This is a genomic window from Dyella marensis, assembly GCF_049532885.1.
GTDB classification, from domain to species: Bacteria; Pseudomonadota; Gammaproteobacteria; order Xanthomonadales; family Rhodanobacteraceae; genus Dyella_D; species Dyella_D marensis.
This window is the reverse complement of record NZ_CP064029.1, coordinates 1,425,233-1,450,473: the sequence shown is the minus strand read 5'-3', so window position 1 is coordinate 1,450,473 and position 25,241 is coordinate 1,425,233. Positions and strand designations below refer to the sequence as shown.

Genomic DNA, 25,241 nt, shown 5'->3' with positions numbered 1-25,241 from the left:
GACACGAAGGAGCGTCATCGCATGAGGAGATGGTTGGTGTTCGCCACCGCCGCCGCAGCCTCGACCACGGGCTGGGCGCAGAGTCGTCCTCCGGTTCCCAATCCCCTGCAGACCCTGCCGCGCGTGGAAGCGCCCACGCGGCAACCGAGCGTCACGCTCAACGTGGAGCAGCAGCGCAACGACCAGCTCGCCGCGCTGATGGCGCTCACCCTCGCGCCGACGCGCATCGACATCGACGGCGTGCACTCCGTGCCGTTCGACCAGGTGGCCGCGCTGTTCAAGCCGCTCACCGGCAAGACCGTGCGCATCGCCGACCTGGTCGCCGCGGCCAATGCCTGCACCAAGCTCTATCAGGATCGCGACTACGCGCTGTCGTTCTGCTTCATTCCCGCGCAGAACTTCCAGGACGGCGTGGTCAAGGTCAGCGTGGTGGAAGGCTATGTGGCCGAAGTGGACGTCGGCGGCGTCCCCGGCAACATGGAGCGGAAGATCCGCGCCATCGCCAGCCACATCACCGCCGACCGCCCCCTGCGCCGCAGCACCTTCGAGCGCTATATCCAGACGCTGGGCATGCTGCCCGGCGCCAAGATCGACGCCGACATCCCCGCGCCCACCACCACCGACGGCGCCACGCGCCTGAAGCTGAAGGTGAAGCGCCAGCGCTACGACATGAGCACCGGCATCGACACCAACCACCCCGGCGTGCAGGGCATCTTCGCCGGTACGCTCAACGGCATGACGCCCCTGGCCGAACAGCTCACCGGCTCGGTGCTCTACCCGCCTGGCCGCGGCAAGCAGCAGTTCTACAGCGCCGGCTATGCGCAGATGCTCGGCTCCAGCGGCCTGATGGGCCGGCTCAACGCCTCGAGCTACTACGGCAACCCGGATATCGACAACCAGCTGCCGTCGTACCTGCGCCATCGCCTTTCACAGAACCGCCTCGACTTCAGCCTCAGCTACCCGCTGCTGCTGAGCAATACGCGCAGCCTGATGCTGGGCGCCGGCCTGTACGGTTCCAACCAGAACGACAAGTACCGCAACCTGATCAACGGCGCGCAACTGGAACTGAAGAACGACGTGCGCGTGCTGCACAGCGAACTGGACTTCACCCAGGCCGGCGAAAAACGCACGCGCAAGCTCGGCATCGGCATCGCCCAGGGCTTCGACATGCTCGGCGCCGGCAGCCGCGGCCTTACCAATATCCCCGGCGCGCTGGTGGCCAATCCCACCGACGTGCGCTTCACCCGCTACAACCTCAACGCGATGCAGAGCGATACCTGGCCGGCTCACCTGGTGACAGTGGCCAGCGTGGTGGGCCAGTACAGCCACTATCGCCTGCCGTCGACCGAGCAGATCAGCTTCGGCGGACCGCGCTTCGCGCTGGGCTACGACCCGGGCTCGGTATCGGGCGACAGCGGCTGGGGCGCCTCGCTGGAACTCAACCGGCCGTTCAAGGTGAACGCCAAATGGGTGAAGGTGCTCACTCCGTACGTGCTGGGCCAGATGGCGCGCGTGTATCTCAACGGCGCGCGCCCGGCCGCCGACAAGCTGCAGACGGCCGCGCTGGGCCTGCGCCTGACCGACGGCAAGCACTACACGGTGGACGTCTCCGCCGCGCAGCCGGTGGGCGACAAGACGCAGGACAACCTGGCGCGGCATACGCGGTATGACCTGACGTTCTCGTATCAATTGTTCCCGTAACGCATGCCGATGCACGCTTCTCCCCTCCGGGGAGAAGATGCCGGCAGGCAGATGAGGGGCGGGTGCTCGCGGTGGCGCTGGTACGAAGAGAAGAAAAGCTTTTGAGCTTTCTCGGCCTTCCGCTCACCGCTCCGCCCGCCCCCTCACCCCAACCCTCTCCCCGGAGGGGAGAGGGGGCAAAGAGCCGGGCCTAGTAGGTATGTGTTATTTGCCCCCCGCCCCCCGCCTGACAAGCTCCCGGACACCCTCCACCGGGATGCCGTCATGCCTGCGTTTTTCCGCCGCTTCTACTTCTGGGTGCTGGCCGCGATCGTCGCGGGCGGGCTGATCGGCCATTACGCGCCGGAGACCGGCGTGGCGATGAAACCGCTCGGCGACGGCTTTATCTCGCTGGTGAAGATGCTGATCGGGCCGATCATCTTCCTCACCGTGGTGCTGGGCATCGCCGGCGTCTCCGACGTGAAGAAAGTCGGCCGCGTCGGCGCCAAGGCCATCCTGTATTTCGAAGTGGTGTCGAGCTTCGCGCTGGTGATCGGCCTGGTGGTGGTCAATACGCTCAAGCCCGGCGCCGGCTTCAACGCCACGCCCGCCTCGCTCGATGCCGCCGCGGTGGCCAAGTACGCCAATGCCGCGCACGAGCAAGGCACCGTCGCCTTCCTGCTGCACCTGATCCCCAAGACCTTCACCGACGCCTTCAGCGGCGACGGCGACCTGCTGCAGGTACTGCTGCTCGCGCTGCTGTTCGGCTTCGCCATGATCCACCTGGGCGAACGCGCCAAGCCGGTGATGAACCTGCTGGAAGCGCTGTCGAAGGTGTTCTTCCGCATCATGGGCATGATCATGCGCCTGGCGCCGCTGGGTGCGATGGGCGCCATGGCCTTCACCATCGGCAAGTACGGCGTGCACAGCCTGGGGCCGCTGCTGAAGCTGATGAGCAGCTTCTACCTGGCCTGCATCCTGTTCGTGGTGGTGGTGCTGGGCGCCATCGCGCGCGCCACCGGCTTCAGCATCTTCAAATTCCTGCGCTATATCCGCGACGAGCTGCTGCTGGTGCTGGGCACCTCCTCGTCGGAGTCGGCGCTGGTGCCGCTGATGCAGAAGCTCGAGCGCCTGGGCTGTTCCAAGTCGGTGGTCGGCCTGGTGGTGCCGAGCGGTTATTCGTTCAACCTGGACGGCACCAATATCTACCTGACCATGGCCGCGATCTTCGTGGCGCAGGCGCTGGGCGTGGAACTCACGCTGACGCAGGAGCTGACCCTGCTCGCGGTTGCCATGCTCACCTCCAAGGGCGCCTCCGGCGTCACCGGCGCGGGCTTCATCACGCTGGCCGCCACCCTTGCCGTGGTGCCATCGGTGCCGGTCGCGGGCCTCTCGCTGATCCTCGGCATCGACCGCTTCATGAGCGAAGCGCGCGCGATCACCAACATCATCGGCAACGGCGTGGCCACCGTGGTGGTCTCGCACTGGGAGAAGGAACTCGACCACGCCAGCCTGCAGGCCGCGCTCGACGGCCGCCCGCCCTCGCCCGCCGCGGACGAGGCTCCCCTGCTTACCGATGCCGGCTGAGCCGGCCCTACCCGCCATCCACGAGGCTGCGATGAACACCTTCCCGATCAAGTCCCTGAGTGCCGTCATGCTGTGCGCGCTGGGCCTGGTGCCGGCGGCGCGGGCGGCCGACATCAACAACTGGCCGATCAAGTACACCACCGGCGACGGCACCGAGTGGGCGCTGTACGGCAACTACCAGTACGACTGGATGGACGTGCGCCACAGCGACACCATCGAGGACTCGCACACCAACCGCCGCAAGGAACTCGGCTTCACCGCCAAGAAAAAGGGCGAGTGGGATGCGCTGGTCTATTTCGATTTCCAGTCCAAGCAATGGCTGGACGTGTACTGGCGCATGGAAACCAAATGGCTGTTCGGCCAGGACTACGGCAAGCTGCGCTTCGGCTACAGCAAGCTGCCGGTGGGCTTCGAAGGCGTCACCAGCGCGCGCAATGACAGCTTCGTGGAGATCGCGCTGCCGCTGCAGGCCTTCTACGAGACACGCCGCACCGGCGTCGACTGGGCCTATGAGCGCCCCACTTATCTGGTCAATGTCGGCTACTACTTCGGCGAAGACCTGCAAGGCGACAACGACGGCACCACCGTCGCCGCGCGCGCCGCGTGGACGCCGCTCAAGCAGGAAGGCGACGTGGTGCATCTTGGCCTGTCCGCATCGATCGAAAATCCCGACGGCACCACCGACGGGCGCGGCGTCTACCACTCGCCCTCGGCACGCTGGCGTTCGCGCCCCGAAGTAGGCCTCACCACCGTGCGCCTGATCGACTCCGGCTCGCTCACCCACGTCGACAGCAATCGCCGCCTCGGCTTCGAAGGCCTGTGGATCCACGGCCCGCTGTCGTTCCAGGGCGAATACCTGCAGGCGCAGACCAAGCGCACCGACGGCCTGGCCGACTACACGGCGGACGGCTACTACGTGTTCGGCAGCTACGTGCTCACCGGCGAGTCGCGCCCCTACACCGCCGGCAACGTCGCCAACATCAAGCCGCGCAGCCCCTGGGGCGCGGTGGAACTGCTGCTGCGCTACAGCGCGCTGGACCTGGACGACGGCAAGGTGCGCGGCGGCCGCGAACACGACCTCACCTTCGGCGCCAACTGGTATCTGACCCAGCATTTCAAGTTCCAGGCGAACTACGTCAAGGCGCACTCCACCCACCTGGGCAAACGCCAGGATCCGGACGTGCTCGAGCTGCGCGCCCAGGTGTATTTCTGAGCAACGGGAGCCGCAGCATGAGCAGCACCACCGCCGGACTGATCGCACGCGCGCCCGCCATGACGGCCGGGAAGCGCCTGCGTTCGATCTTCAGCGGCTCGATCGGCAACCTGGTCGAGTGGTACGACTGGTACGTGTATTCGGCCTTCTCGCTGTACTTCGCCCAGGTGTTCTTTCCGGCCAGCGACCAGACCACGCAGCTGCTCAATACGTCCGGCATCTTCGCCGTCGGTTTCCTGATGCGTCCGCTCGGCGGCTGGCTGCTCGGCACGTTCGCCGACCGTCGCGGGCGCAAGGCGGCGCTGCTGCTGTCGGTGTTCATGATGAGCCTGGGCTCGCTGATCATCGGCCTGTCGCCCGGCTATGCGCAGATCGGCGTGGCCGCGCCGATCCTGCTGGTGCTGGCGCGCCTGCTGCAGGGCTTGTCGATCGGCGGCGAATACGGCACCTCGGCCACCTATCTGAGCGAAATGGCGCCGCGCGAAAGCCGCGGTTTCTGGTCGAGCATCCAGTACGTGACCCTGGTGGCGGGACAGCTGATCGCGCTGGCGCTGCTGGTGGTGCTGCAGCAGTTCGTGCTGTCCACCCAGCAACTGCACGACTGGGGCTGGCGCATTCCCTTCCTGATCGGCGCGCTGCTGGCGGTGATCGCCGTGATCATCCGCCGCAACATGGACGAGACGTCCTCGTTCAAGCGGGCGAAGCACGCGGAAAGCCCGCTGCGCACCCTGATGCGCCATCCGCGCGAAGTGCTGACGGTGATCGGCCTGACCATGGGCGGCACGCTGGCCTTCTACACCTACACCACCTACATGCAGAAATTCCTGGTGAACTCGGCCGGGATGAGCAAGGCCGACGCCACGTCGATCTCCACCGCGGCGCTGTTCGTCTACGCGCTGCTGCAGCCGGCCTTCGGCGCGCTGTCGGACCGCATCGGCCGGCGCCCGCTGCTGATCGGCTTCGGCGTGCTGGGCGCGCTGCTCACCTACCCCATCCTGTCCACGCTCAAGGAAGCGCACGACTGGTGGCAGGCGTTCGGCCTGATCATGGCCGCGCTGATCATCGTCAGCGGCTATACCTCGATCAATGCGGTGGTGAAGGCGGAACTGTTTCCCACCGAGATCCGCGCCATCGGCGTGGGCCTGCCTTATGCGCTGGCGCTGTCGGTGTTCGGCGGCACCGCGGAATACGTGGCGCTGTGGTTCAAGAAGATCGGCCACGAGGATTATTTCTACTGGTACGTCACCGCCTGCATCGCCTGTTCCCTGCTGGTATACATAGGCATGCGCGACACCCGGCGGCATTCGCGCATTGTCGAGGACTGACCCTCAGCGCAGCCAGGAAGGCCGCCGCGACCAAGGCGCTCCTTTACCTTCCATGGCCATCCGTTTCCGCCACGGCAAGACCCTCGCCATCGCCGCGCTGCTGGCCGCCGGCATGGCGCTGTCCGCCCTGCTCACCTATCGCATCGCGCTGCGCCAGAGCCTGGGCCGCATGGCCGAGGACAGCGCGCAGCAGCTGCAGCTGCAATCGCTGGCCCTGCAGCGCCTGATCGACCGCTACCGCGTACTGCCCGGCACCCTGGCGCTGGACCCGGAACTGCGCGCCGCCCTGCTGGCGCCGCCCGACGCCACCATGCAGCACTATCTCAACCTGAAGCTGGAACACGCCAACGGCGTGACGCATGCGTCCACGCTCACCCTGCTCGATCGCGACGGCCTGGCGCTGGCTGCCAACAACTGGCGCGAGCCCAGCAGCAATGTCGGCCACCGCTACGATTTCCGGCCGTATTTCCAGGGTGCGGTAGCCCACGGCGTCGGCACCTTCTATGCGGTGGGCATCTCGACCCACGTGCCCGGCTACTTCATCGCCGAAGCGGTGAAAGGCAACCGCGGCGAAGTGATCGGCGTGATCTCGGTGAAAGTGCCGCTGGGCGAGCTGGAACGCGAATGGCTGCACGGCGAAGGCACCTTGCTGCTGAGCGACAAGGCCGGCGTGGTGTTCCTCACCAACCAGCGCGAATGGGAATTCCGCGAACTGGCCGCGCTCAAGCCCGATGAAGCCGCGCGCATGGAAGCGACCCGCCAATACGAAAACCAGCCGCTGCGTCCGGCCGTCTATCGCGTGCTGGACGAACTGGGCGACGGCAGCCGCCTGGTGCGCATCGTCGAGCCGGAAGACCGCGGCACGCGGCTGTGGACCTCGCTGAACCTGCCGCTGGAAGGCTGGACCCTGCACCTGCTGCGCAGCGCCGCCGGCAGCCTCGCCACCGCGCGCCTGGCCGCTGCGGTGGCCGCGGGCGCCTGGGCGCCGCTGATCCTGCTGGGCCTGTTCCTGCAGCAGCGCCGCCGTTTGATCCAGCACCGCCTGCAGAGCCGCGCCGAACTGGAACGCCTGGTCACCCACTACACCGGCGAGCTGCGCTCGGCGCAGGACAGCGTGGTGCATGCGGCGGAAGCCGCGGCCAGCCGCAACGCCAGCCTGGAACACCTGCCGCAGGGCGTGAGCGTGGTGGACAAGGATCTGCGCCTGGTGGCGTGGAACACCCGCTACCAGGAAATCTTCAAGTTCCCGCCCGGCCTGCTGCGCGCCGGCATGCCGATCGAAGAGGTACTGCGCCACAACGCGCGGCTGGGCCGGCTCGGGCCGGGTTCGGTGGAAGAAGCAATCCAGCGCCGCCTGGATCACATGCGCAGCGGCTCGGCGCACATGTTCGAGCGCGAACGCCCGGACGGCAGCGTGCTGGAAATCCGCGGCAATCCCCTGCCCGGCGGCGGCTTCGTCACCAGCTTCGCCGACATCACCGCGTACAAGGCGGCGGCGCGCGACCTGCGCAACCTCGCCACCACGCTGGAGCAGCGCATCGAGGAGCGCACGCACGACCTCGAGGCGGCCAAGGCCGAAGCCGAGCGCGCCAACCGCAGCAAGACGCGCTTCGTGGCCGCGGCCGTGCACGATCTGCTGCAGCCGCTGAATGCGGCGCGCATGTACGTGGGCGTGCTGCGCGGCCGCCTGCCCGGCGGCGACGATCGCGGCCTGGCCGACCGCGTGGAGAGCGCGCTGGAAGCCCAGGACCAGCTGCTGGCGAGCCTGCTCGATATCGCGCGCCTGGAAGCCGGCGCGCTGACCGCGAAGCCCGTGGACGTACCGCTGGAGCCACTGCTTACCGGCCTGGCGCGCCAGTTCGGCATCCTGGCGCAGTCGCGCGGCCTGGTGCTGCACTACGTGCCCTGCCATGCCACGGTGCACAGCGATCCGCTGCTGCTGCGGCGCGTGCTGCAGAACTTCCTGTCGAACGCGATCCATTACACGCCGCGCGGTCGCGTGCTGCTCGGTTGCCGCCGCGCGCATGACGGCTTGCGCATCGAGGTGTGGGATACCGGCGTGGGTATTCCCGAGGCGAAGCGGCAGGCGATCTTCGAGGAGTTCCGCCGGCTCGATACCGGTATCGATCGCGATGGGCGCAGCGCGGGATTGGGTTTGTCGATCGTGGATCGCATTGCGCGATTGCTCGATCACCGCGTCGGGTTGCGCTCGTGGCCGGAGCGCGGCAGCGTGTTTTCGGTGACGGTGCCGTTTGGCGATCCGGCGGGGGTGGCGGCGGCTCCTGCCGCGATGGCGGTCGCTGGCGATGAGGATTCGCCGCTGCGCGGTTGCCGGGTGTGGTGCGTGGATGACGCGCCACGCGTGCGCGAGGCTACCGGCGCGCTGTTGCGGCACTGGGGGTGCGAGGCCACGCTGATCGACAGCGCGGAGGGGGCGATGGCGCTGGCGCGCGCTGGCGGGGCGCCGGATCTGCTGTTGCTCGACTATCAGCTGGGTGACGATGTCACTGGGTTGGATTTGCTGCCGCGGCTGGTTGAGTGCTGGGGGGCGCGGCCGCCGACTATTGTGCTTTCCGCGCAGAAGGATGCGCAGACGCGCATGCGGGTGCAGGAGGCGGGCTTACGGTTCCTGCCCAAGCCGGCGGCGCCGGCGGCGCTGCGGGCGTTGATGTCGCAAGTGTTGCTTGCTGGTGGCGCGTTTTAGTTCGTCATACCGGTGTGGGCCGGGATTCAGGTTCTTTGCCGCGTTATCGCGACTTGGCCGCTTATGCAGCGGGCATTTCGGACGCCTGCCGGCGCCCGAGTCACTTTCTCTTTGCTGGCCCAAAGAGAAAGTAACCAAAGAGAGAATGGCCTGAGAGCAAAGGCTCGCGACGCGACTAGAAGGAGCAGTGAGCGGCTGCGGTAGCCTGATTAACCTGGGTCTACACGAAACCACAGTGCGTTTACGTAGCGGCTTCTTCAACGTGCCGTTGCCGAGAGGATGTTCAAGAACTGAGGCCAGCTTGAGCGGTGCGTTTTGCCTCAGCCTCTCAGGTCAAATCCTTCTCCCTCCGGGAGAAGGTGCCGGCAGGCGGATGAGGGTTCGGGCGGAGCGCGGCGTTACACCCCGCCACGCCCGCGTAGGTTGGGGTGAGCGTAGCGAACCCCAACGTGGCGAGGCGCGTGAAGGTGCGGGTGTTGGGGTTCGCCTGCGGCTCACCCCAACCTACGCCACGGCAAGATTTAACGTTGCGCTCCGCCCGGCCCCTCACCCTGCCCTCTCCCCGGAGGGGAGAGGGGTGGAATCGTGAGGTAGGCAGGAACCAAGACCCAAAGCTGGCCTCGGTCATTGAAAGTCCTCTCGGCCACGGCACGTTGAAGAAGCCGCTACGTAAACGCACTGTGGTTTCGTGTAGACCCAGGTTAATCAGGTTACCGCAGCCGCCCACCGCTCCTTCTAGTCGCGTCGCGAGCCTTGGCTCTCAGGCCATTCTCTCTTTGGTTACTTTCTCTTTGGGCCAGCAAAGAGAAAGTGACCCGGGCGCCGGCAGGCGTCCGGAATGCCCGCTGCATAAGCGGCCAAATCGCGATAACGCGACAACCAGGCGATACCACAAAAAGATCCCAGCCCACACCGGAATAACGAACTAAGGCGACTCATCAAGATCGAGCGACTTCGCCAAAACAGCAGCCTGCGTCCGCGACCGACAATCCAATTTCTTCAACACCGCAGTCACGTGAATCTTCACCGTGTTCTCAGCCAACCCAAGCTGATCCGCAATCTGCTTGTTAAGCAGGCCCTCGGCCAACAACATCAACACCCGCAACTGTTGCGGCGTCAACTGCGCCAACCGCGCCGCCAGCGCCGCATCGTCCTCGCTGCGCTCCGCCTTTCCGGCGGGAAACCAGCTCCCGCCCGCCAGCACCTCATGCACCGCGCTGCCCAGCGCCCCGACAGGCGCGGACTTCGACACGAAGCCGGCCGCGCCGAACTGCTGCGCCCGCCGCACCGTCCGCGGATGATCGTTGGACGAAATCACGATCACCGGCACTTCGGGCCGCTCGCCGCGCAACAGCACCAGTGAGGAAAAGCCCATCGCACCGGGCATCGCCAGATCCAGCAGCACCAGGTCGATCACCGGCTCCTCGGCCAGCGCCGCCTCGACGGCGCTCTGGCTCGCCACCTCCAGCATCCGGCCGTCGGGCAGCGCCTCGCGCAGCGCGTGCAGCACCGCGGCGCGGAACATCGGGTGATCGTCGGCGACAAGAATGGTTTGCACGGTGAGCCCCGTCGGATCGGCCGCGCCCGGCCGGGCGCAACCGGGAAGTGTTTTAGCAGAGGCCCGCCGCCACGGCTATCGGAACGCTTGACCCTTACGTAACGTAAGGCCCCAGTGTGCGGCCCGCACCGAAGGAGAACTCCATGCTGCTGACCGTTGGCGAACTTGCGCGGCGTTGCGGGCTTACCGTCCGCACCCTGCACCACTACGACGCCATCGGCCTGCTCAAGCCTTCGGTGCGTTCCGCTGCCGGTTATCGACTCTACGATCGGGCCAATATCGAACGCCTGCACCGTATCCGCGCCCTGCACCAGCTGGGCCTGTCGCTGACCGCCATCGGAGACGCCCTGTCCGGGCCGCAGGCGCCGCTGCCGGAGGTGATCGATCGCCAGATCGCCGCCCTCGACCGCGAGCTGGCCAAGGCCGCGCTGCTGCGCGGGCGGCTGTTGCGGCTGCGCACGCAGCTGGACGCCGGACAGCCCCCCGACCTGGCCGACTGGCTGGACACGCTCGAGACCATGACCATGTACGAAAAATACTTTTCCGCCGACGAACTGAAGACCCTGCCGCTGCATACCGACCCCGACGTGCTGCCCGAATGGAAAGCCCTGGTGATGGCGATACAGGCGGCGATGGACCGCGGCGCCAGCGTGCACGACGCCGACGCGCAGCTGCTGGCATTGCGCTGGATGAACATGATCGGGCGCGGCACCGGCAACAACCCGTCCTTCCTGCTGCGCCTGCTGGCCATCAACGAACAGGAACCGGGTATCCGCGAGCGCAGCGGCATCACGCCAGCGCTGGAGCGCTTCGTGGAACAGGCGCTGGTCGCCGCGCGGCTGGCCATCTTCGCGCGCTACCTGGATGCGCGCGAGATGGAGCGCATCCAGGAAAACTACGGCCGGCAGATGCACGCCTGGCCGGTGCTGATCGCCGAACTGCGCAGCGCGCTGGAAGACGCCCTGCCGCCGGAGCATCCGCACGTGCAGGCCAAGGCGCGGCGCTGGATGGAGCTGTTCCGCGCCTATGCCGGCGACGACCCCGCCACGCATGCGCGCATCCGCGAGGCCTATGCGCAGGAGCCGGACCTGCGCAGCGGCAGCTCGGTGGACGAAGCGCTGCTGGCATACGTGCGCAGCGCCTGGCAAAGCGCGCAGCAGACCAGCCACCAGCAATAAAAAAGGGCGGCCGAGGCCGCCCTTTTCTGCTTCGCTGCCGAAGCGGCTTACTTCTTGGCGAACAGATGCTCGACCGCGGCGCGCTCTTCGCGCAGTTCCTTGTCGGTCGCTTCCATGCGGGCGCGCGAGAAGTCGTTGATCGCCAGGCCCTGCACGATCTCGTACTTGCCGTTCTTCACCGTCACCGGGTAGCCGTAGATCACGCCCGGGGCGATGCCGTACGAGCCATCCGACGGGATGCCCATCGAGACCCAGTCGCCGTCCACGGTGCCCAGCGCCCAGTCGCGCATGTGGTCGATCGCGGCCGAGGCGGCCGAGGCGGCGGACGAAGCGCCGCGCGCCTTGATGATCGCCGCGCCGCGCTGCTGCACGGTCGGGATGAAGTCGGTCTCGTACCAGCTCTGGTCGACCTGCTCGAGCGCCGCCTTGCCCTTCACCGAAGCCTGGTGCAGGTCCGGGTACTGGGTGGAGCTGTGGTTGCCCCAGATGGTGACCTTCTTGATGTCGGTGGTGTGCGCGCCGGTCTTCTCGGCCAGCTGCGACAGGGCGCGGTTGTGGTCCAGGCGCACCATCGCGGTGAAGCACTTCGGATCGAGGTCCGGGGCGTTCTGCTGGGCGATCAGCGCATTGGTGTTGGCCGGGTTGCCGACCACCAGCACGCGCACGTCGCGCTTGGCGTGGTCGTTCAGGGCCTTGCCCTGCGGGCCGAAGATGGCGCCGTTGGCTTCCAGCAGGTCCTTGCGCTCCATGCCCGGGCCGCGCGGGCGGGCGCCGACCAGCAGGGCGTAGTCCACGTCCTTGAAGGCCACGTTGACGTCGTCGGTGGCGACGATGCCGGCCAGGGTCGGGAAGGCGCAGTCGTTCAGTTCCATCACCACGCCCTGCAGCGACGGCAGCGCCGGGGTGATTTCCAGCAGATGCAGGATCACCGGCTGGTCCTTGCCGAGCATGTCGCCGGCGGCGATGCGGAACAGCAGGGCATAGCCGATCTGGCCGGCAGCGCCGGTAACGGCAACGCGAACGGGGGCTTTCATCACTTGCACTCCTTCATGGTCGGGTGGGCCTTGCCCACCGAATGGTGTTGGCGGGCCCTTACGACCCACCGATACGGATGGATCAGCTCAGCTGCGCGAAGAAGGCCTGGATGCGTTCGAGGCCCGGCTTCAGCTGCGCCGTGGGACAGGTGTAGGAGATGCGCATCGCGCGCGGCTCGCCGAAGGCCGAGCCCGGCACGCAAGCCACGCCGGTGGCTTCCAGCAGCACGGCGCAGAACTCCACGTCGTTGGTGATCTTCGTGCCCTGGTAGCTCTTGCCGAAAGCCACCGAGATATCCGGGAACGCATAGAACGCACCCTGCGGGCGCGGGCACACCACGCCGGGGATGGCGCTCAGCGCCTCGACCACCACGTCGCGCTTGCCGGCGAATTCCTCGCACTTGGCGCGCGGCACGTCCTGCGGGCCGGCGAAGGCCGCCACGGCCGCGGCGGTGATCACTTCCGGCACGCTGGTGATGTGGTTGGAGTTGAGCGTGGTCACCGCCTTGGCCACCGACTCGGGGCCGGCGATCAGGCCGACGCGCCAGCCCGGCATGCCGTAGGTCTTGGACACCGAGTCGACGAACACCAGGCGGTCGCGCAGCTCCGGGCGCGCGAACACGAAGTTGTTGTAGCCCAACCCGTCGAACACCATCGAGTTGTAGATGTCGTCGGTGATGATCCAGGTGTCCGGATACTTCGCCAGCACGTCGGCCAGCGCGGCGATTTCCTCGCGCGTGTAGACCATGCCGGTGGGGTTGGACGGGTTGTTGAACAGGAACACCTTCGGCTTGCGCTGCAGCGCGGCCTCGAGCTGCGCCGGCACCAGCTTGTAGTTCTGTTCCGCGCCGCAGTGCAGGACGTTGGCCTTGGCGCCGACGATGTCGGCGATGTCGTGGTAGGTGGTCCAGTACGGCGCGGCGAAGCAGATCTCCTCGCCCTCGTTCAACATCGCCTCGGCCAGGTTGTACAGCACCTGCTTGGCGCCGATGCCGATGGAGAGGTTGCTGCGGCCGTAGCCGCTGAAGCCCAGCGCCTCGATGTGCTGCAGGAAGGCATCCAGCAGCGCGTCGGCGCCGCGGTTGCTGCCGTACTGGCCGGAGTCGTGCTTGAGCGCCTCGCGCGCCGCCTCGTACACGTGCTCGCCGGGCAGGAAATTCGGCACGCCGATGGAGAAGCTGATGATGTCGCGGCCGGCAGCCTTGAGCTGCCTGGCCTTCTCGGCGATGACCATGATCGCGCTGGGCTTGGCGCGGCCGACACGCTGGGCTAGCTGAGGCATGACTTCCTCTGGTTCGGGGGGACGGAGGCAGCAAACCGGTGGATTTTAGCATGCGGCGCTGCCGCATCCGGTGTTGCCGCAAGTCCTTGCCGGCGCAGGAACTACCCGGTGCATTCGTCCACGGGGCGGGGCATGATGCGCACGCTACCGGCCGCTACGGCGCCGCCGGGACCGGGGCAGCGGGCCAACAGGAAGCGCCCGCCAGCGGTACTCAGGGGACGTTGCCAACCATGACGGAGGAACGGGTATGCATTGGCTTTGGGTAATCATCGTCGGTCTGGTCGTCGGCCTGCTCGCCAAGGCCATCATGCCGGGCAAGGACCCGGGCGGCTTCATCATCACGGCCCTGCTGGGCATCGCCGGCTCGTTCATCTCCACCTGGGCGGGCGAGCAGCTCGGCTGGTGGCCGGCATCGGGCTTCATGCATTTCATCGGTTCGATCATCGGCGCCGTGGTGCTGCTGGCGATTTACCACTTCGTGTTCAACCGCAACCGCACGGCCTGAGCATGAAAAAAAGCCGCCGGCGGGTCGCCCCGCCGGCGGCTTTTTCGTATCCGGCCTTGACTTAAGCCTGGGCCTTGTTGCCGCCGAACAGCGAGCCGGCCAGCGAGGCCAGCGAACCCAGGTCGATGCCGCTGCCGCCCTGCGGCACCTGGCCGTCGGGGGTGAGGTGATCCACCGCATGCGGCAGCACCTGCGACAGCTGGCCCAGCAGGTCGCCCGGATTGACGCCGAGCTTGCCGGCCGCCTCCTGCACGATCGAGCCCAGGCCGCCGTTCTGCAGCGCCTGGCCGAGCTGGTCGCCCGATACCGGCTGGTTGGCGCCGGTGCCGACCCACGACTGCGCCGCTTCGCCCAGGCCATGCTGCTGCAGGATGTTCAGCAGCCCCTGCAGGCCGCCGGCCTTGTCGATCAGCTGGCCGGCCACCGAAATCAGCGAGCCGCCCTGCCCCTCCTGGCCGCCCTGCCCCAGCAGACTACCCAGGCCGCCAAGCAGATCATTGAGTGATGCCATGTTTGCTCTCCCTAAGATTGAAGGACCTACCCCGGTAGCGCACGTCTGGCGCGTCCGCCGATTCTACGTAGGCATCGGCTAGCCGCATGTGACGGCACCGTTAACGGACGAAGGCCGCAGTCGTCGCCGACTGCGGCCTTCGTGTGTTCGCAGGAAAGCGAGGCTCAGCCGCGCTGGTCGAGGATCGCGTTCCATTCCTTGACGCGGTCGGCCTGGGCGGCCAGCAGCGCGTCCACGTCGCCTTCGACGGTGGCCTTCTCGATCACGTCGTCCTGGCGGATGGCGTCGACCACCTTCTGGTCTTCGGCGCTGACGATTTCACCGAACACGCTGTGCTTGCCGTCCAGCCACGGCGTGGCGCCATGGGTGATGAAGAACTGGCTGCCATTGGTGCGCGGACCGGCATTGGCCATCGACAGCACGCCCGGCTTGTCATGGCGCAGGGCCGGATTGAACTCGTCCTCGAACTTGTAGCCGGGGCCGCCGCGGCCGCTGCCCTCGGGGCAGCCGCCCTGGATCATGAAGTCGTTGATGACGCGGTGGAAACTCAGGCCATCGTAGTAACCGCGGCGCACCAGGTTGACGAAGCTGGCCACGGTCACCGGCGTCTTGTCGTCGTGCAGGCGCAGGTGGATGGGGCCGCGATTGGTGGTGAGGGTCACGTTGATGGTCATCGGTATTCCTTGGACTGGCGGAGGTCGGCAAGGATACCCCAGCCGGCCGCCGCTGGCTCGGCGAGGGCCGGCTCAGGGCAGGCCCAGCGCCGCCCGCTCCAGCGCCGCGGCGCCGCGCGGCCGGGCCGCCGGCGGGGCCGGCGCCTGCAGCGGCCACGGCGCGTCCTCGTACAGGTGGCTCCACAGCCGGTCCAGCGCCAGGTAGCCGTACGGCAGCAGCGGCACGTGGCGGTCGCCGAAGCCCGGCAGCGGCAGGAAGGCGTCGAAGTGCTGCGCGTACGGCACCTTCCAGTACAGCGGATGCAGGCCGTGCACGCGCAGCCAGTCCACATAGGGCTCCGAGGTGAAGGCAGTGGGCAGCAGGCCGTCCTCGGCGCCGTGCAGCACCCACAGCGGCAGCCCGGGACGCGGCAGCCGCGCCGAGGCGGCGGCGACGCTGGCGTGCAGAGCGGCAACATCGGCGCCGTTGCCGTCCCACAGCGCGCGCAGGCAGCGGATGCCGGGCAATGCGGGATCCGCGGACGCATCGGTGCCGCCGAGCAGTGCGATGCCATTGCCCGGCGGAATGCCGGCGCCATCGGCCCACCACGAGGCACGCACGGCCGGCGTCGCTTCCGCCGTGGTGGCGTAATGGAAACCGCAGGGCATGTCCGCCGCGCCGCGGCGCAGATACGACGACGCATAACCCGCCGCGATCGCGCGCCATAGATCGAACGCCTGCGTGCTCGCCGCCACGTTCAGCGCGGCATCCGTCCAGCCGCCCGCGCGCAGATGCTCATAAGCCTGCGCGGCCTGCGCCTGCGCCGTGGCGCCGCTCACCAGGCCCTGCTCGCGCAGGCTGGCGCAGCGGGCGAGCCAGGCGGCCGGCGGCTTGCCGTCCTTGCCGCGCGCCAGCGGCGTGTTGCCGAAGCGTGCGTCGCTCAGCGCGCAGGGCAGCCACAGCGCGGCGTCGGTGGCGTAGTCGTAGAGCGCGCGGCCATAGCCTTCGACGTGCACGTTCGGTTCCAGCGCCACCACGCCGGCCAGCACGCCTTCGCTGTCGAGACCGGCGGCCTGCAATACCGCGCCGCCGCCGTTGGAAAGGCCGGTGGCGATGATGCGCGTGTTCCGCGGCGTGAACGGCGCCTGGTCCGGATAGGCGCGATCGAGCATGGCCAGGCCGAAGCGCGCGGCCTGCAGCACGTGGCGGCCCCAATCGGCTTCCGGGTTGTCGCCGGAGTGCAGATGCTTGATGGCGACGCCGGCATCGGCGGAAGCCTTCGCCGGCTCGAATTCCAGCGGCGCCGCACCGCGCTGCGCGCGCGTGCCGTCGAGCTGCACGCCGGTGTCGTCGGCGTAGTCGAAATAGCCCGCGCCCGTGCCTTTGTCGGTGTAAGCCACCGCGCAGCCGCGCGGCAGACCCCAGGCGCCGGCCAGCGCGATCGCGCCATAGATGCCGCGCGAACCGGACGAGGCCGTGACCACCAGGCAGCGCTTGCGCGTATCGAAACCATCCGGCACCTGCAGCAGCACGCGATGCGGCGCATGCGCGCCGGGAATGCGCGCGAAGGCCTGGTACTCGCGGCCCGGCACTCCGGGTACGGCGCCGTAGACACGCCCATAGCCGCCGAGCGGGCCGAGATCGGCGATGCCCTTCCAGCTGTTCTGGATCGCCCGCCGGCGCAGTTCCTGCGGCGTGGGATGCAAGGCATCGGCATACGGCGCGGGCAGGCCCGCCAGGCCGGCCAGGCCCAGCCCCGCGCTCAGCAGGTCGTCGCCGTTGCGGTGCTCGGTGACGCGGACCTCGCCTTCGATGAACTGCGGTGACTGCATGAAACCCTGTCCCGATCGATGAGAGGAAGGCGGCTGCGCCGCGCAAGCGGCGAGCAGCGGCACCAGCAACAGCCAGGAGCGATGGAGGATGGTCATCGCGCCACCATAGCAACCGGCGGTTGGCGCGCTATCGTACGAAGGTACAGCGGGTTTGTTTCGTGCGCCCCTCAGTTTCCAACCTGGAATCCTTCTCCCGCTGGGAGAAGGTGGCGGCAGCCGGATGAGGGTACGGCCGGAGCGATGCACATCACTCTTGCGCTCCGCCCGTACCCTCACCCCAACCCCTCTCCCAAGGGGAGAGGGGCTTTGCGTCGCGCTCCGGCCAAGCTAACGTCACAAGTCATGCCCACACTCCTGATCGCCGACGACCACCCGCTGTTCCGCACGGCCCTGCGCCAGGCCGTCACCGAAAGCGTCGCCGACTGCCGCATCCACGAAGCCACCGACCTGCCCGGCGCCCTCGCCGCGCTGGCGGCCGAACCCGACACCGACCTGGTGCTGCTCGATCTCAACATGCCCGGCAGCCAGGGACTCTCGGGCCTGGCCGCGCTGCGCGGGCAGCATCCGGGCGTGGCCGTGCTGGTGGTGTCCGCGCACGACGAAGCGCGCACCGTGCGCCGCGTGCTCGACCACGGCGCCGCGGGCTTCATCGCCAAGAGCGCCTCGCCCGCCGATATCGGCGACGCCGTGCGCACCGTGCTCGCCTGCGGCACGTGGCTGCCGCCGGCCCTGGCGCAGGCGGTGGCGGCGCTGCCGGCCGATCCGGCCGATGCGGATCTGGCCGCGCGCCTGGCGCGGCTCACCGAACAGCAATACCGCGTGCTCACCCTGCTCGGCGAAGGCCTGCTCAACAAGCAGATCGCCGACCGCCTGTCGATCCAGGAGCGCACGGTGAAGGCGCACGTCACCGCCATCTTCGAAAAGCTCGGCGTGCGCAACCGCACCCAGGCCAGCGTGCTGCTGAATTCCTTGGCGCTGAGCGAACCGGCGCTGTGATCAGACCATCGCCGTGGCGAGCCGCTGCAGCACCTGCTGCATGGCCAGCGGCTTGAGCGGCTTGTAGAGCACCATCGCGCCGGCGTCGAGAATGCGCTGGCGCAGTTCGCCGTCGCGATCGGCGGTGAGGATCACAGCCGGCACGGCGGGACGTTCGCGGCGCAATGCGCGCAGCACGTCCAGCCCGGTGACGCCGTGGTCGAGGTGATAGTCGAGCACGAACAGATCCGGCGGCCATGGCGCATCCATCGCCTGGCGCGGCTGCGCGGCAACGTGCACCTGCCAGCCCCAGCCCTGCAGCAGCGTGGCCAGCGCGGTGCGCGCGGCGGGTTCGTTGTCCAGCACCACGGCGCGGCCGGCCGCCACGCCTTGCGCGATGTCCGCCGCAGCCGCCGGCGCGGACACCGGCTGCGCACGCGGCACGTCGAGATGGAACACGCTGCCGCGCCCCGGCCACGAGCGCAGGCCCAGCGGATGTTCGAGCAATGCGGCCATGCGCTGCGCGATCGACAAACCCAGGCCCAGCCCCTGCCCACCCGCGTGGTTCAAGCGGTGAAACGCCTGGAAAATGCGCTCGCGCTCTTCCGGCGCAATGCCCGGCCCCGTATCCCACACTTCCAGCCGCAGGTATTCGCCGTGCCGGCGCAGGCCCAGCAGCACGCGTCCGCGTTCCGAATAGCGCAGCGCGTTCGACAGGAAATTCTGCAGCACCCGGCGCAGCAGCAACGGATCCGAGCGCACCCAGGCCGCGCTGTCCACCACGCCCAGCCGCATGCCGCGATCGAGCGCCATGGCCTGGAATTCCGCCGCCAGCGGCCCGAGCACTTCGCTCAGCGCGAACTCGCGCGGCTGCGCGCGCAGACGGCCGCCTTCGAGGCGCGCGATATCCAGCAGGCCCGCCAGCAAGCCTTCCGTCGCCGCGAGCGCACCTTGCAGATGGCGCACCGTGGCCGCTTCGCCGCCGCGCTCGGCCAGCGCATGCGCGAACAGTTGCGCGGCATGCAGCGGTTGCATCAGGTCGTGGCTGACGGCGGCGAGGAAGCGGCTTTTCGCGGCGTTCGCGCGCTGCGCCTCGGCGGTGGCATCGGCCAATGCACGCGTGCGTTCTTCCACGCGCAGCTCCAGTGTCTCGTTCGCGCCGCGCAGCGCATCCTCGGCATGGCGGAACGCGGTGACGTCGGTAAAGGTGGCGACGAAGCCGCCGCCCGGCATGGGATTGCCGCGGATCTCCACCACCGTGCCATCGGGAAAACTGCGTTCGGACAGATGCCGCGTGCCGGCGCGCATATGGGTAAGGCGCCGCTGCACGCGCGCTTCGACGTCGCCCGCGCCGATCATGCCGCGCGCCACGTTGTAGCGCGTCAGGTCCGCTACCGGCCGCCCCACCTGCAGCAGTCCGTCGGGATAGCCGAACAGGCTGGCATAGCGGCGGTTCCACGCCACCAGGCGCAGTTCCGCGTCGACCACGCAGATGCCCTGGCTCATGTTTTCCAGCGCCGCTTCCAGCACGCGCTGGTTGAAGCGCAGATCCTGCGCGGCCTCGCCGACGATGGCGGCGACGGTGTCGAGCTCGTCGCGGCGCTGCTGCCGCACCACTTCCAGCAGCAGGCGCGCGGAGGCGGCGCCGATCACCGCGGCCAGCTCGTGCTCCACCTCGGCCACGCGCGCCGCGCTGGCGCTGCCGTGCGACGGTGCGTCTTCGAACAGATGCGCCACACGCTCGGCCGGCAGGAAGCGCGAAGCCAGCGCGTGCAGTTCGGCGACACCGATGCTGCCCACCGCCGCGGGCTTGCGTGCGCGGCCGAAGCGCGAACCGGCTACCGCGAATATCACCGCCACGTTGGCGGCCAGACCCGCCGCCACCGCACGCCCGAGGCGGCTCCATTCGCCCAATCCCAGCAAGCCGTCCGGCGCCAGCCAATGCAGACCGTACGGCCAGCCGCTCCACCACGTCGCCGCCGCGGGAAACATCGCCGGCAACAGCACGTACAACCACACCAGCGTGCCCGCGGCCAGGCCCGCCGCCACCGCGCGCGGCCCCAGCTGCGGCCGGTACACCGCGGCGAGCAGCGCCGGCGCCAATCCCGCCAGTGCCGAAAACGAAATCGCGCCGATATCCGCCAGCACGTCGTTGCGCGCCAGCACGCGGCTGTAGGCCCAGGCCAGCAGGATCACCGCCAGGATCGCCACGCGGCGCTGGTTGATCACCTGCCCGCGCAGATCGCCATGCTCGCCGCGCCCCCAACCCGCCTGCACGCGCAGCGGCGCGATCAGGTGATTGACCACCATCAGGCTCAGCGCCAGCGTCGCCACCACCACCATGCTGGTCGCCGCGCTGAGGCCGCCGAGAAAAGCCAACAGCGCAAGGCCGTGCTGGCCGCGCGCCATCGGCAAGGCCAGCACATAGAGATCGGACGGCACGCCGCTGGACGCCAGCCAGGCATCGCCCAGCCGCGCCAGCGGCAGGATCGGCAGCGCGATCAGCAGCATGTACAGCGGAAACAGCCAGCGCGCGGTGCGCAGGTGCGCGCCATCGCGGCATTCCACCACGCCGGCATGGAACTGATGCGGCAAGGTGAACATGGCCAGCGCGCCGAGCAGGATCATGGCCGGAAAACCCGCGCTGTCGTGCGGCGGCGGCGCGGCAGCCGCCACACCCGCCGGCGATGGCGCGAACAGCAAGCTGCCCAGCGCCAGCATCGCCGCCAGCTTGAACAGCGATTCGAACGCCATCGCCAGCACCAGTCCGCGGTTGTGCGCCATGGTGGAGGCGCGGCGGGTGCCGAACAGCATGGCGAACAAGGCCATCAGCAGCGCGACGTAGAGCGCGCTGTCCTGCCACGGCGGCGACTCGGCCACCTGGCCGCGGCCGAGCATGGCGAAACTCATCGCCACCGCTTTCAGCTGCAAGGCGATATACGGAACGATGCCGATCAGCACCACCACGGTCACCAGCGCGGCAAGGCCGGAATGGCGGCCGAGGCGCACCGCGATCAGGTCGGCCAGCGAACCGGCGTTGTAGTCGCGCGCCAGCTGCACCAGCCGCCGCAGCACGGCGATGCCGAACAGGTACATCAGGATGGCGCCGACGAAGGTCGGCGGCAGCCACCAGCCGGAGCGGCTGGCCTGGGTGACGGTGCCGTAGAAGGTCCATGAGGTGCAGTGGATCGCCAGCGACAGGGCGTAGACGATGGACCAGCGTTTTTCGAAGAGTGCGGGGCGGCGTTCGCCGAGCAGCGCGACGCCGAAGAGCAGGCCGAGCCAGATCAGGGCGGCGGTGGCGATGATGGTGGGGGTCAGCATGGACGTGGCTTGCCCGACCGTTCCCGCAAGCCCCGCCCCTCACCCCAACCCTCTCCCCGGCGGGGAGAGGGGGATGGAGGGTGGGGCGACAATCGAGCGAAGAGCGTTCGGCTTGCGCGCTTTTGCTCTTGATCTTCAGGGTCCCCTTGGCGCCGGCGGTGAGGGCTGGACGAAAAGGCCCCCGCAGGGGGGCGAGGACAGGAGTCCTCGCCTTTTTGATCAGGGCATGGATGCCCTGTCAAAAAGCCCGGCCAGCCCTCACGGACCCTCAGCAGCTGCGCTGCTGAGGGCGCCAAGCAGGGTGCCCTTTCTTCTTGGTTACTTCTTCTTTGGGCACGCAAAGAAGAAGTAACTCGCCCCGCGGCAGCGGGGCGAAACACTCGCCAACGGCGAGACAAGCAAGCGACAGCGCTCACTTCGCTGACGGCAACCCGAGCGCCTCCACGGCACGCACCAGCCAGCGCAGCTGCACCCCCTGCCGCGTGTCGTAATTCGCGCCCGAATACCCCCACCAATCCCAGCATGCCTGCGGATTCAAAGGCGCCATGCTGGCGCGCGTCTGAGGATACAGGACCGCCACGCCGTACACGTCGGCCCAGCGATTGAACCCGGCATCCTTGACGAAAGCCTCGCCCACCGCGGTGGCGTTCTGCTTGCAGCCATGGAAGGCCACCAGCAGACCGCACGGCTTGCCGGTGAGACACGACGGCGGCACGTAGACGTAACCCTCGTCGGCGAGGAAGGCATCCGCGCCATCCGGCTTGTACGCATTCTGGTCGAAGCGGCGCAGCTCGCCCTTCGCCTCGCCCGCCGCATGCGCCGGCTTGCCGAACAACTCGGCGAAAATCTCGCCCGCCGCATCGAAGCCACAATGCCCGAGATACGGCGACACCGACTTGTCGCAATCGTCGCCCTTTGCCGCGATCGGCAGGTTGTGCGCGAAATCGCGCCCGCCATCGTCATGCACCTTGAAGTTCTTCAGCGCCGGATCGGCCGCGCGCAACTTCTCGTAGAAGCTCGCCGCGGCCTCCGCCACCGAGGGCGCCACCAGCGCATCGCCCTTGCCATGCAGCAGATACACCTTGCCCTTGGCCAGCGCGGCCAGCGAACCGATCTCGCCTGACTTGGCGCGCTGGCGCGCCTTCTCCACCAGCGCCGGCACATCCGCCGGCGGCGCACCCTTCATGCAGGTACTGAGCGCCACGTCGAGCTTGCCATCCGCGCAACCGTACGGCCCGCCCGCCACCAGCGCGGCGGCGGGAAAGCGCTCCGGATACGCCAGCTGCACCTGGGTCGCCATATAGGCGCCCGAGGACAGGCCGGCCACCGCGACGCGCGATGCGTCCAGCTTCAACGACGGCAGCGCCGCCACGTCCGCGGCCTGCGCCGCGCCTGCCGCGGCCAGCAGCGCGCACGCCGCCAGCCAGGTTCCCCATCGATGCTTCATCGCCGTGCTCCGCGCCGTGTCCATGCTCAGAAGTTGTAGCGCGCGCTGACATACCAGTTGCGCGGCATGCCGTAGTACGCCGTGCGGATATTGCCCACGCTGGAGAACTCCTGCCCGTCGGTCTTGTACACCTTGTTGGTGGCATTGCGCACGCCGGCGCGGAACTGCCAGTGGCCGTCCAGGGTGTCGTAGATGCCGAACAGGCCCAGCAGGGTATACGCCTTCTGGCTCAGCGCCGCATAGTTGTCCACGCTCAGCCAGGTCTCGCTGCGGTACGACACGTCGCCGCCAAGGGTCAGCGTGCCGGCGTTGCCGATATTGAAGCTCTGGGTCAGCGCCAGGCGGCTGGTCCACTTCGGCGAGAACGGCACGTACTTGTGCAGGTTCGGGTTGTACTGCGGATCGCCGGGAATCAGGCGGTGGTCGTCGAAGCGGTCGTAGCGCGCATCCAGATAACCCACCTGCGCCTGCAGGCGCGTGCCCTCGCCCAGCACGGCGGCGCCTTCGAATTCGATGCCGTCCATCTTCAGCTTGGCCGCATTGATCACCGGGAAGGCGAAGGTCGGGGTGATCGAACCCGGGTTCTGGATCTCCGACACGCGCGCCTGGAAATCCTTGTAGTCGCTGTGGAAGGCGGCGATGTTGGCCTGCAGGCGCTGGTCGGCGGAGCGCCACTTCAGGCCCAGCTCGTAGGTCCACACGTATTCCGGCGCGAACTGTGGATTGCGCGCCTCGTTGGCATCGTTGGCGCGGCCGTTGAAGCCGCCGGACTTGAAGCCGCGCGCGGCCGAGACATACACCATGGTCTGCGGATCGAGCTGCTTCTGCAGGCTAACAGTGGGCGTCCATGCGCTCCAGCGCTTGCTCTTGTCCAGCGCCACCGTGCCGTTGAGCGCCGTGAACGGCACGCCCCAGAAGGTGCTGGTGGTGCGGTAGTAGTCCTTGTCGTCGCTGCTGTAGCGCACGCCCGCGGCCAGGGTCCACGAGGGCACGAACTGCCAGTTGACGTGGGCGAAGCCGGCGTAGCTGGTGGTCTTCAGGTCGTCGTCGATGGTGCGCAGGAAAGTGATCTGGCGGCCGGCCAGCGCGAACAGGTCGTTGGCATAGGCTTCCTGGTGCGAGGGTACCGTCTCGCGCAGGTAGTAGAGGCCGTACACCGCCTGCAGGTTGCTGCCATTGTCGTACTGCAGCTGCAGTTCCTGGCTGGTCTGCTTCTGGTGGAAATCCACCAGCACGTCGCCGAGCTGGTACTGCGAGGCGTCGATGTCGATATACGAATCGCTGTTGAGCTTGCGGAACGCACTGATGCTCTTGAGCGTCCACTGGTCGTTGAGCTTCCAGCTCAGGTTGAGCGCGGCGCCTTCGTGCTTGAGCTTCTGGCCCCGGTCGGGATCGAACGAGGTGCGCGTCTGGAAGTTGTATTTCCGGTCGAGGTCGGGCTTGTACAGCACCACCGGACCCAGCACCAGGTCGGTGCGGATCAAGGGAGACACCGGCTGGCCCAGGGTCAGGCCGGTGTCCTGCCTGGTGTAGTCCAGGCTCAGCACCGCGTCGAAGCGATCGGAGGGGTGGTAGCGCAGCTTGGCGCGCACCGCCTTGGTATCCTCGTCGTTGTATTCGTGATTGGTCGACGGGTCCTTGACGTAGCCGTCCGTCCTGGTCGCCACGCCGGCGATCGAGGCCGACCAGGCGCCACCCAGCGCACCGCTCAGATAGAACTTGCCTTCGCGCCGGCCGAAGCGGCCGAAGGTCACTTCGGCCGCGCCTTCGGTCTGCTCGCCGGGATTGCGCGTCACCACCTTCACCGCGCCGCCGGTGGAGTTCTTGCCGTACAGCGTACCCTGCGGGCCGCGCAGCACTTCCATGCGCTCCACGTCGAACAGGTTCAGCAGCGCGCCCTGGATGCGCGAGTAGTAGACGTCGTCCACGTACATGCCGACGCCGGGATCGAAGGTCTGCAGCGCGTCGGGCTGGCCGATGCCGCGGATGAAGATGTTCACCGCCGAGGACGAACCGCGTCCCTGCACGATATTGAGATTGGGCACCGCGCCCTGCAGGCCGTCGATATTCATCGCCTGCAGGTCTTTCAGGTCTTCGCCGCTGAAGGCGGTGACCGCCACCGGCACCTTTTCCAGCGACTCGTCGCGGCGCCGCGCGCTGACGGTGATCTCCTCCAGCTGCTTGGCCTCCGTCTTCTTCGCAGCCGGCTGACTGCCGCTGTCCGCCGCCTGCTGCGCGTGCAGCGGCAGGCAGGACAGGCTCACGACCAGGCCGATGGCCAGACTCAAACGCGTGCGCTTCATGGTTCCCCTCGCAATGAAGAACAGCCCCTCACCCGGGCTGCCGATGCCGGGCAATGTAGGCAGGGCCGGCAGATGGGGCACTTGTACCTTCGTACAGTGCCGTGACTGAAGGCACATCCGGATACTCGC

At 68.0% G+C, this 25,241-nt stretch carries 17 protein-coding genes; 8 read left to right on the top strand and 9 right to left on the bottom strand.

What is annotated here, in order from left to right:
- The first annotated feature begins 21 nt into the window (after positions 1 to 21).
- The 5 genes from ISN75_RS06330 to ISN75_RS06310 all read left to right on the top strand — a co-directional run bounded on the left by ISN75_RS06330 (position 22) and on the right by ISN75_RS06310 (position 8,509).
- Entirely contained in the window at positions 22 to 1,701 is a 1,680-nt protein-coding gene (locus ISN75_RS06330) for a ShlB/FhaC/HecB family hemolysin secretion/activation protein (protein WP_343819677.1), read from the top strand.
- Between the two features lie 264 nt (positions 1,702 to 1,965).
- Positions 1,966 to 3,267 (top strand): dicarboxylate/amino acid:cation symporter, encoded by a 1,302-nt coding sequence (locus tag ISN75_RS06325; protein ID WP_343819675.1) that lies wholly within the window; start codon positions 1,966 to 1,968, stop codon positions 3,265 to 3,267.
- Between the two features lie 31 nt (positions 3,268 to 3,298).
- Positions 3,299 to 4,480: an OprO/OprP family phosphate-selective porin gene (locus ISN75_RS06320; protein WP_423385139.1), complete on the top strand. Its 1,182-nt coding sequence runs from the start codon at positions 3,299 to 3,301 to the stop codon at positions 4,478 to 4,480.
- A 17-nt stretch (positions 4,481 to 4,497) separates the two neighbouring features.
- Complete coding sequence (locus ISN75_RS06315; RefSeq protein ID WP_167258475.1) at positions 4,498 to 5,805, top strand: MFS transporter; 1,308 nt, start codon at positions 4,498 to 4,500, stop codon at positions 5,803 to 5,805.
- 52 nt (positions 5,806 to 5,857) lie between these two features.
- A complete protein-coding gene (locus tag ISN75_RS06310; RefSeq protein WP_343819673.1) occupies positions 5,858 to 8,509 on the top strand; it encodes a hybrid sensor histidine kinase/response regulator in 2,652 nt (883 codons plus the stop codon).
- 925 nt (positions 8,510 to 9,434) lie between these two features.
- On the opposite strand, the gene ISN75_RS06305 is transcribed toward ISN75_RS06310, so the two are convergent.
- On the bottom strand, positions 9,435 to 10,067 hold the full coding sequence (locus ISN75_RS06305; RefSeq protein ID WP_343203641.1) for a response regulator transcription factor: 633 nt from the start codon (positions 10,065 to 10,067) through the stop codon (positions 9,435 to 9,437).
- Between the two features lie 143 nt (positions 10,068 to 10,210).
- On the opposite strand from ISN75_RS06305, the gene ISN75_RS06300 reads away from it, so the two are divergent.
- Complete coding sequence (locus ISN75_RS06300) at positions 10,211 to 11,245, top strand: MerR family transcriptional regulator (RefSeq protein ID WP_343819671.1); 1,035 nt, start codon at positions 10,211 to 10,213, stop codon at positions 11,243 to 11,245.
- Between the two features lie 47 nt (positions 11,246 to 11,292).
- Here ISN75_RS06300 and ISN75_RS06295 read toward each other — a convergent pair whose 3' ends face one another.
- Together ISN75_RS06295 and ISN75_RS06290 are read right to left on the bottom strand one after the other, a co-directional pair.
- A complete protein-coding gene (locus tag ISN75_RS06295) occupies positions 11,293 to 12,279 on the bottom strand; it encodes a malate dehydrogenase (protein ID WP_167258814.1) in 987 nt (328 codons plus the stop codon).
- Between the two features lie 82 nt (positions 12,280 to 12,361).
- Positions 12,362 to 13,561, bottom strand: coding sequence for an aminotransferase class I/II-fold pyridoxal phosphate-dependent enzyme (locus ISN75_RS06290; protein WP_168648501.1), 1,200 nt, complete (start codon positions 13,559 to 13,561; stop codon positions 12,362 to 12,364).
- 247 nt (positions 13,562 to 13,808) lie between these two features.
- Here ISN75_RS06290 and ISN75_RS06285 point away from each other — a divergent pair, with 247 nt between their 5' ends.
- Positions 13,809 to 14,066: a GlsB/YeaQ/YmgE family stress response membrane protein gene (locus ISN75_RS06285; protein ID WP_167258810.1), complete on the top strand. Its 258-nt coding sequence runs from the start codon at positions 13,809 to 13,811 to the stop codon at positions 14,064 to 14,066.
- 61 nt (positions 14,067 to 14,127) lie between these two features.
- Here ISN75_RS06285 and ISN75_RS06280 read toward each other — a convergent pair whose 3' ends face one another.
- From ISN75_RS06280 to ISN75_RS06270, 3 genes are all read right to left on the bottom strand, one after another.
- Positions 14,128 to 14,577 carry a YidB family protein gene (locus ISN75_RS06280; protein ID WP_167258808.1) on the bottom strand — a complete coding sequence of 150 codons (450 nt, stop codon included), beginning with the start codon at positions 14,575 to 14,577 and terminating at the stop codon, positions 14,128 to 14,130.
- Between the two features lie 164 nt (positions 14,578 to 14,741).
- Positions 14,742 to 15,251, bottom strand: a complete 510-nt coding sequence (locus tag ISN75_RS06275) for a peptidylprolyl isomerase (RefSeq protein ID WP_167258806.1) — start codon at positions 15,249 to 15,251, stop codon at positions 14,742 to 14,744.
- 72 nt (positions 15,252 to 15,323) lie between these two features.
- Positions 15,324 to 17,159, bottom strand: coding sequence for a 3-hydroxybutyrate oligomer hydrolase family protein (locus ISN75_RS06270; RefSeq protein WP_423385138.1), 1,836 nt, complete (start codon positions 17,157 to 17,159; stop codon positions 15,324 to 15,326).
- Between the two features lie 246 nt (positions 17,160 to 17,405).
- Here ISN75_RS06270 and ISN75_RS06265 point away from each other — a divergent pair, with 246 nt between their 5' ends.
- The gene (locus tag ISN75_RS06265) at positions 17,406 to 18,059 is read left to right on the top strand and encodes a response regulator (protein ID WP_167258802.1); all 654 of its coding nucleotides are present in this window, start codon (positions 17,406 to 17,408) and stop codon (positions 18,057 to 18,059) included.
- Here the strand turns inward: ISN75_RS06265 and ISN75_RS06260 are convergent, their stop codons facing one another.
- The 3 genes from ISN75_RS06260 to ISN75_RS06250 form a co-directional block, all read right to left on the bottom strand.
- Positions 18,060 to 21,362 carry a hybrid sensor histidine kinase/response regulator gene (locus ISN75_RS06260; protein WP_343819667.1) on the bottom strand — a complete coding sequence of 1,101 codons (3,303 nt, stop codon included), beginning with the start codon at positions 21,360 to 21,362 and terminating at the stop codon, positions 18,060 to 18,062.
- Between the two features lie 412 nt (positions 21,363 to 21,774).
- Positions 21,775 to 22,809, bottom strand: a complete 1,035-nt coding sequence (locus tag ISN75_RS06255) for a PHB depolymerase family esterase (protein ID WP_343819665.1) — start codon at positions 22,807 to 22,809, stop codon at positions 21,775 to 21,777.
- Positions 22,810 to 22,835: 26 nt separating this feature from the next.
- Entirely contained in the window at positions 22,836 to 25,112 is a 2,277-nt protein-coding gene (locus ISN75_RS06250) for a TonB-dependent receptor (protein ID WP_343819663.1), read from the bottom strand.
- Positions 25,113 to 25,241: the final 129 nt, after the last annotated feature.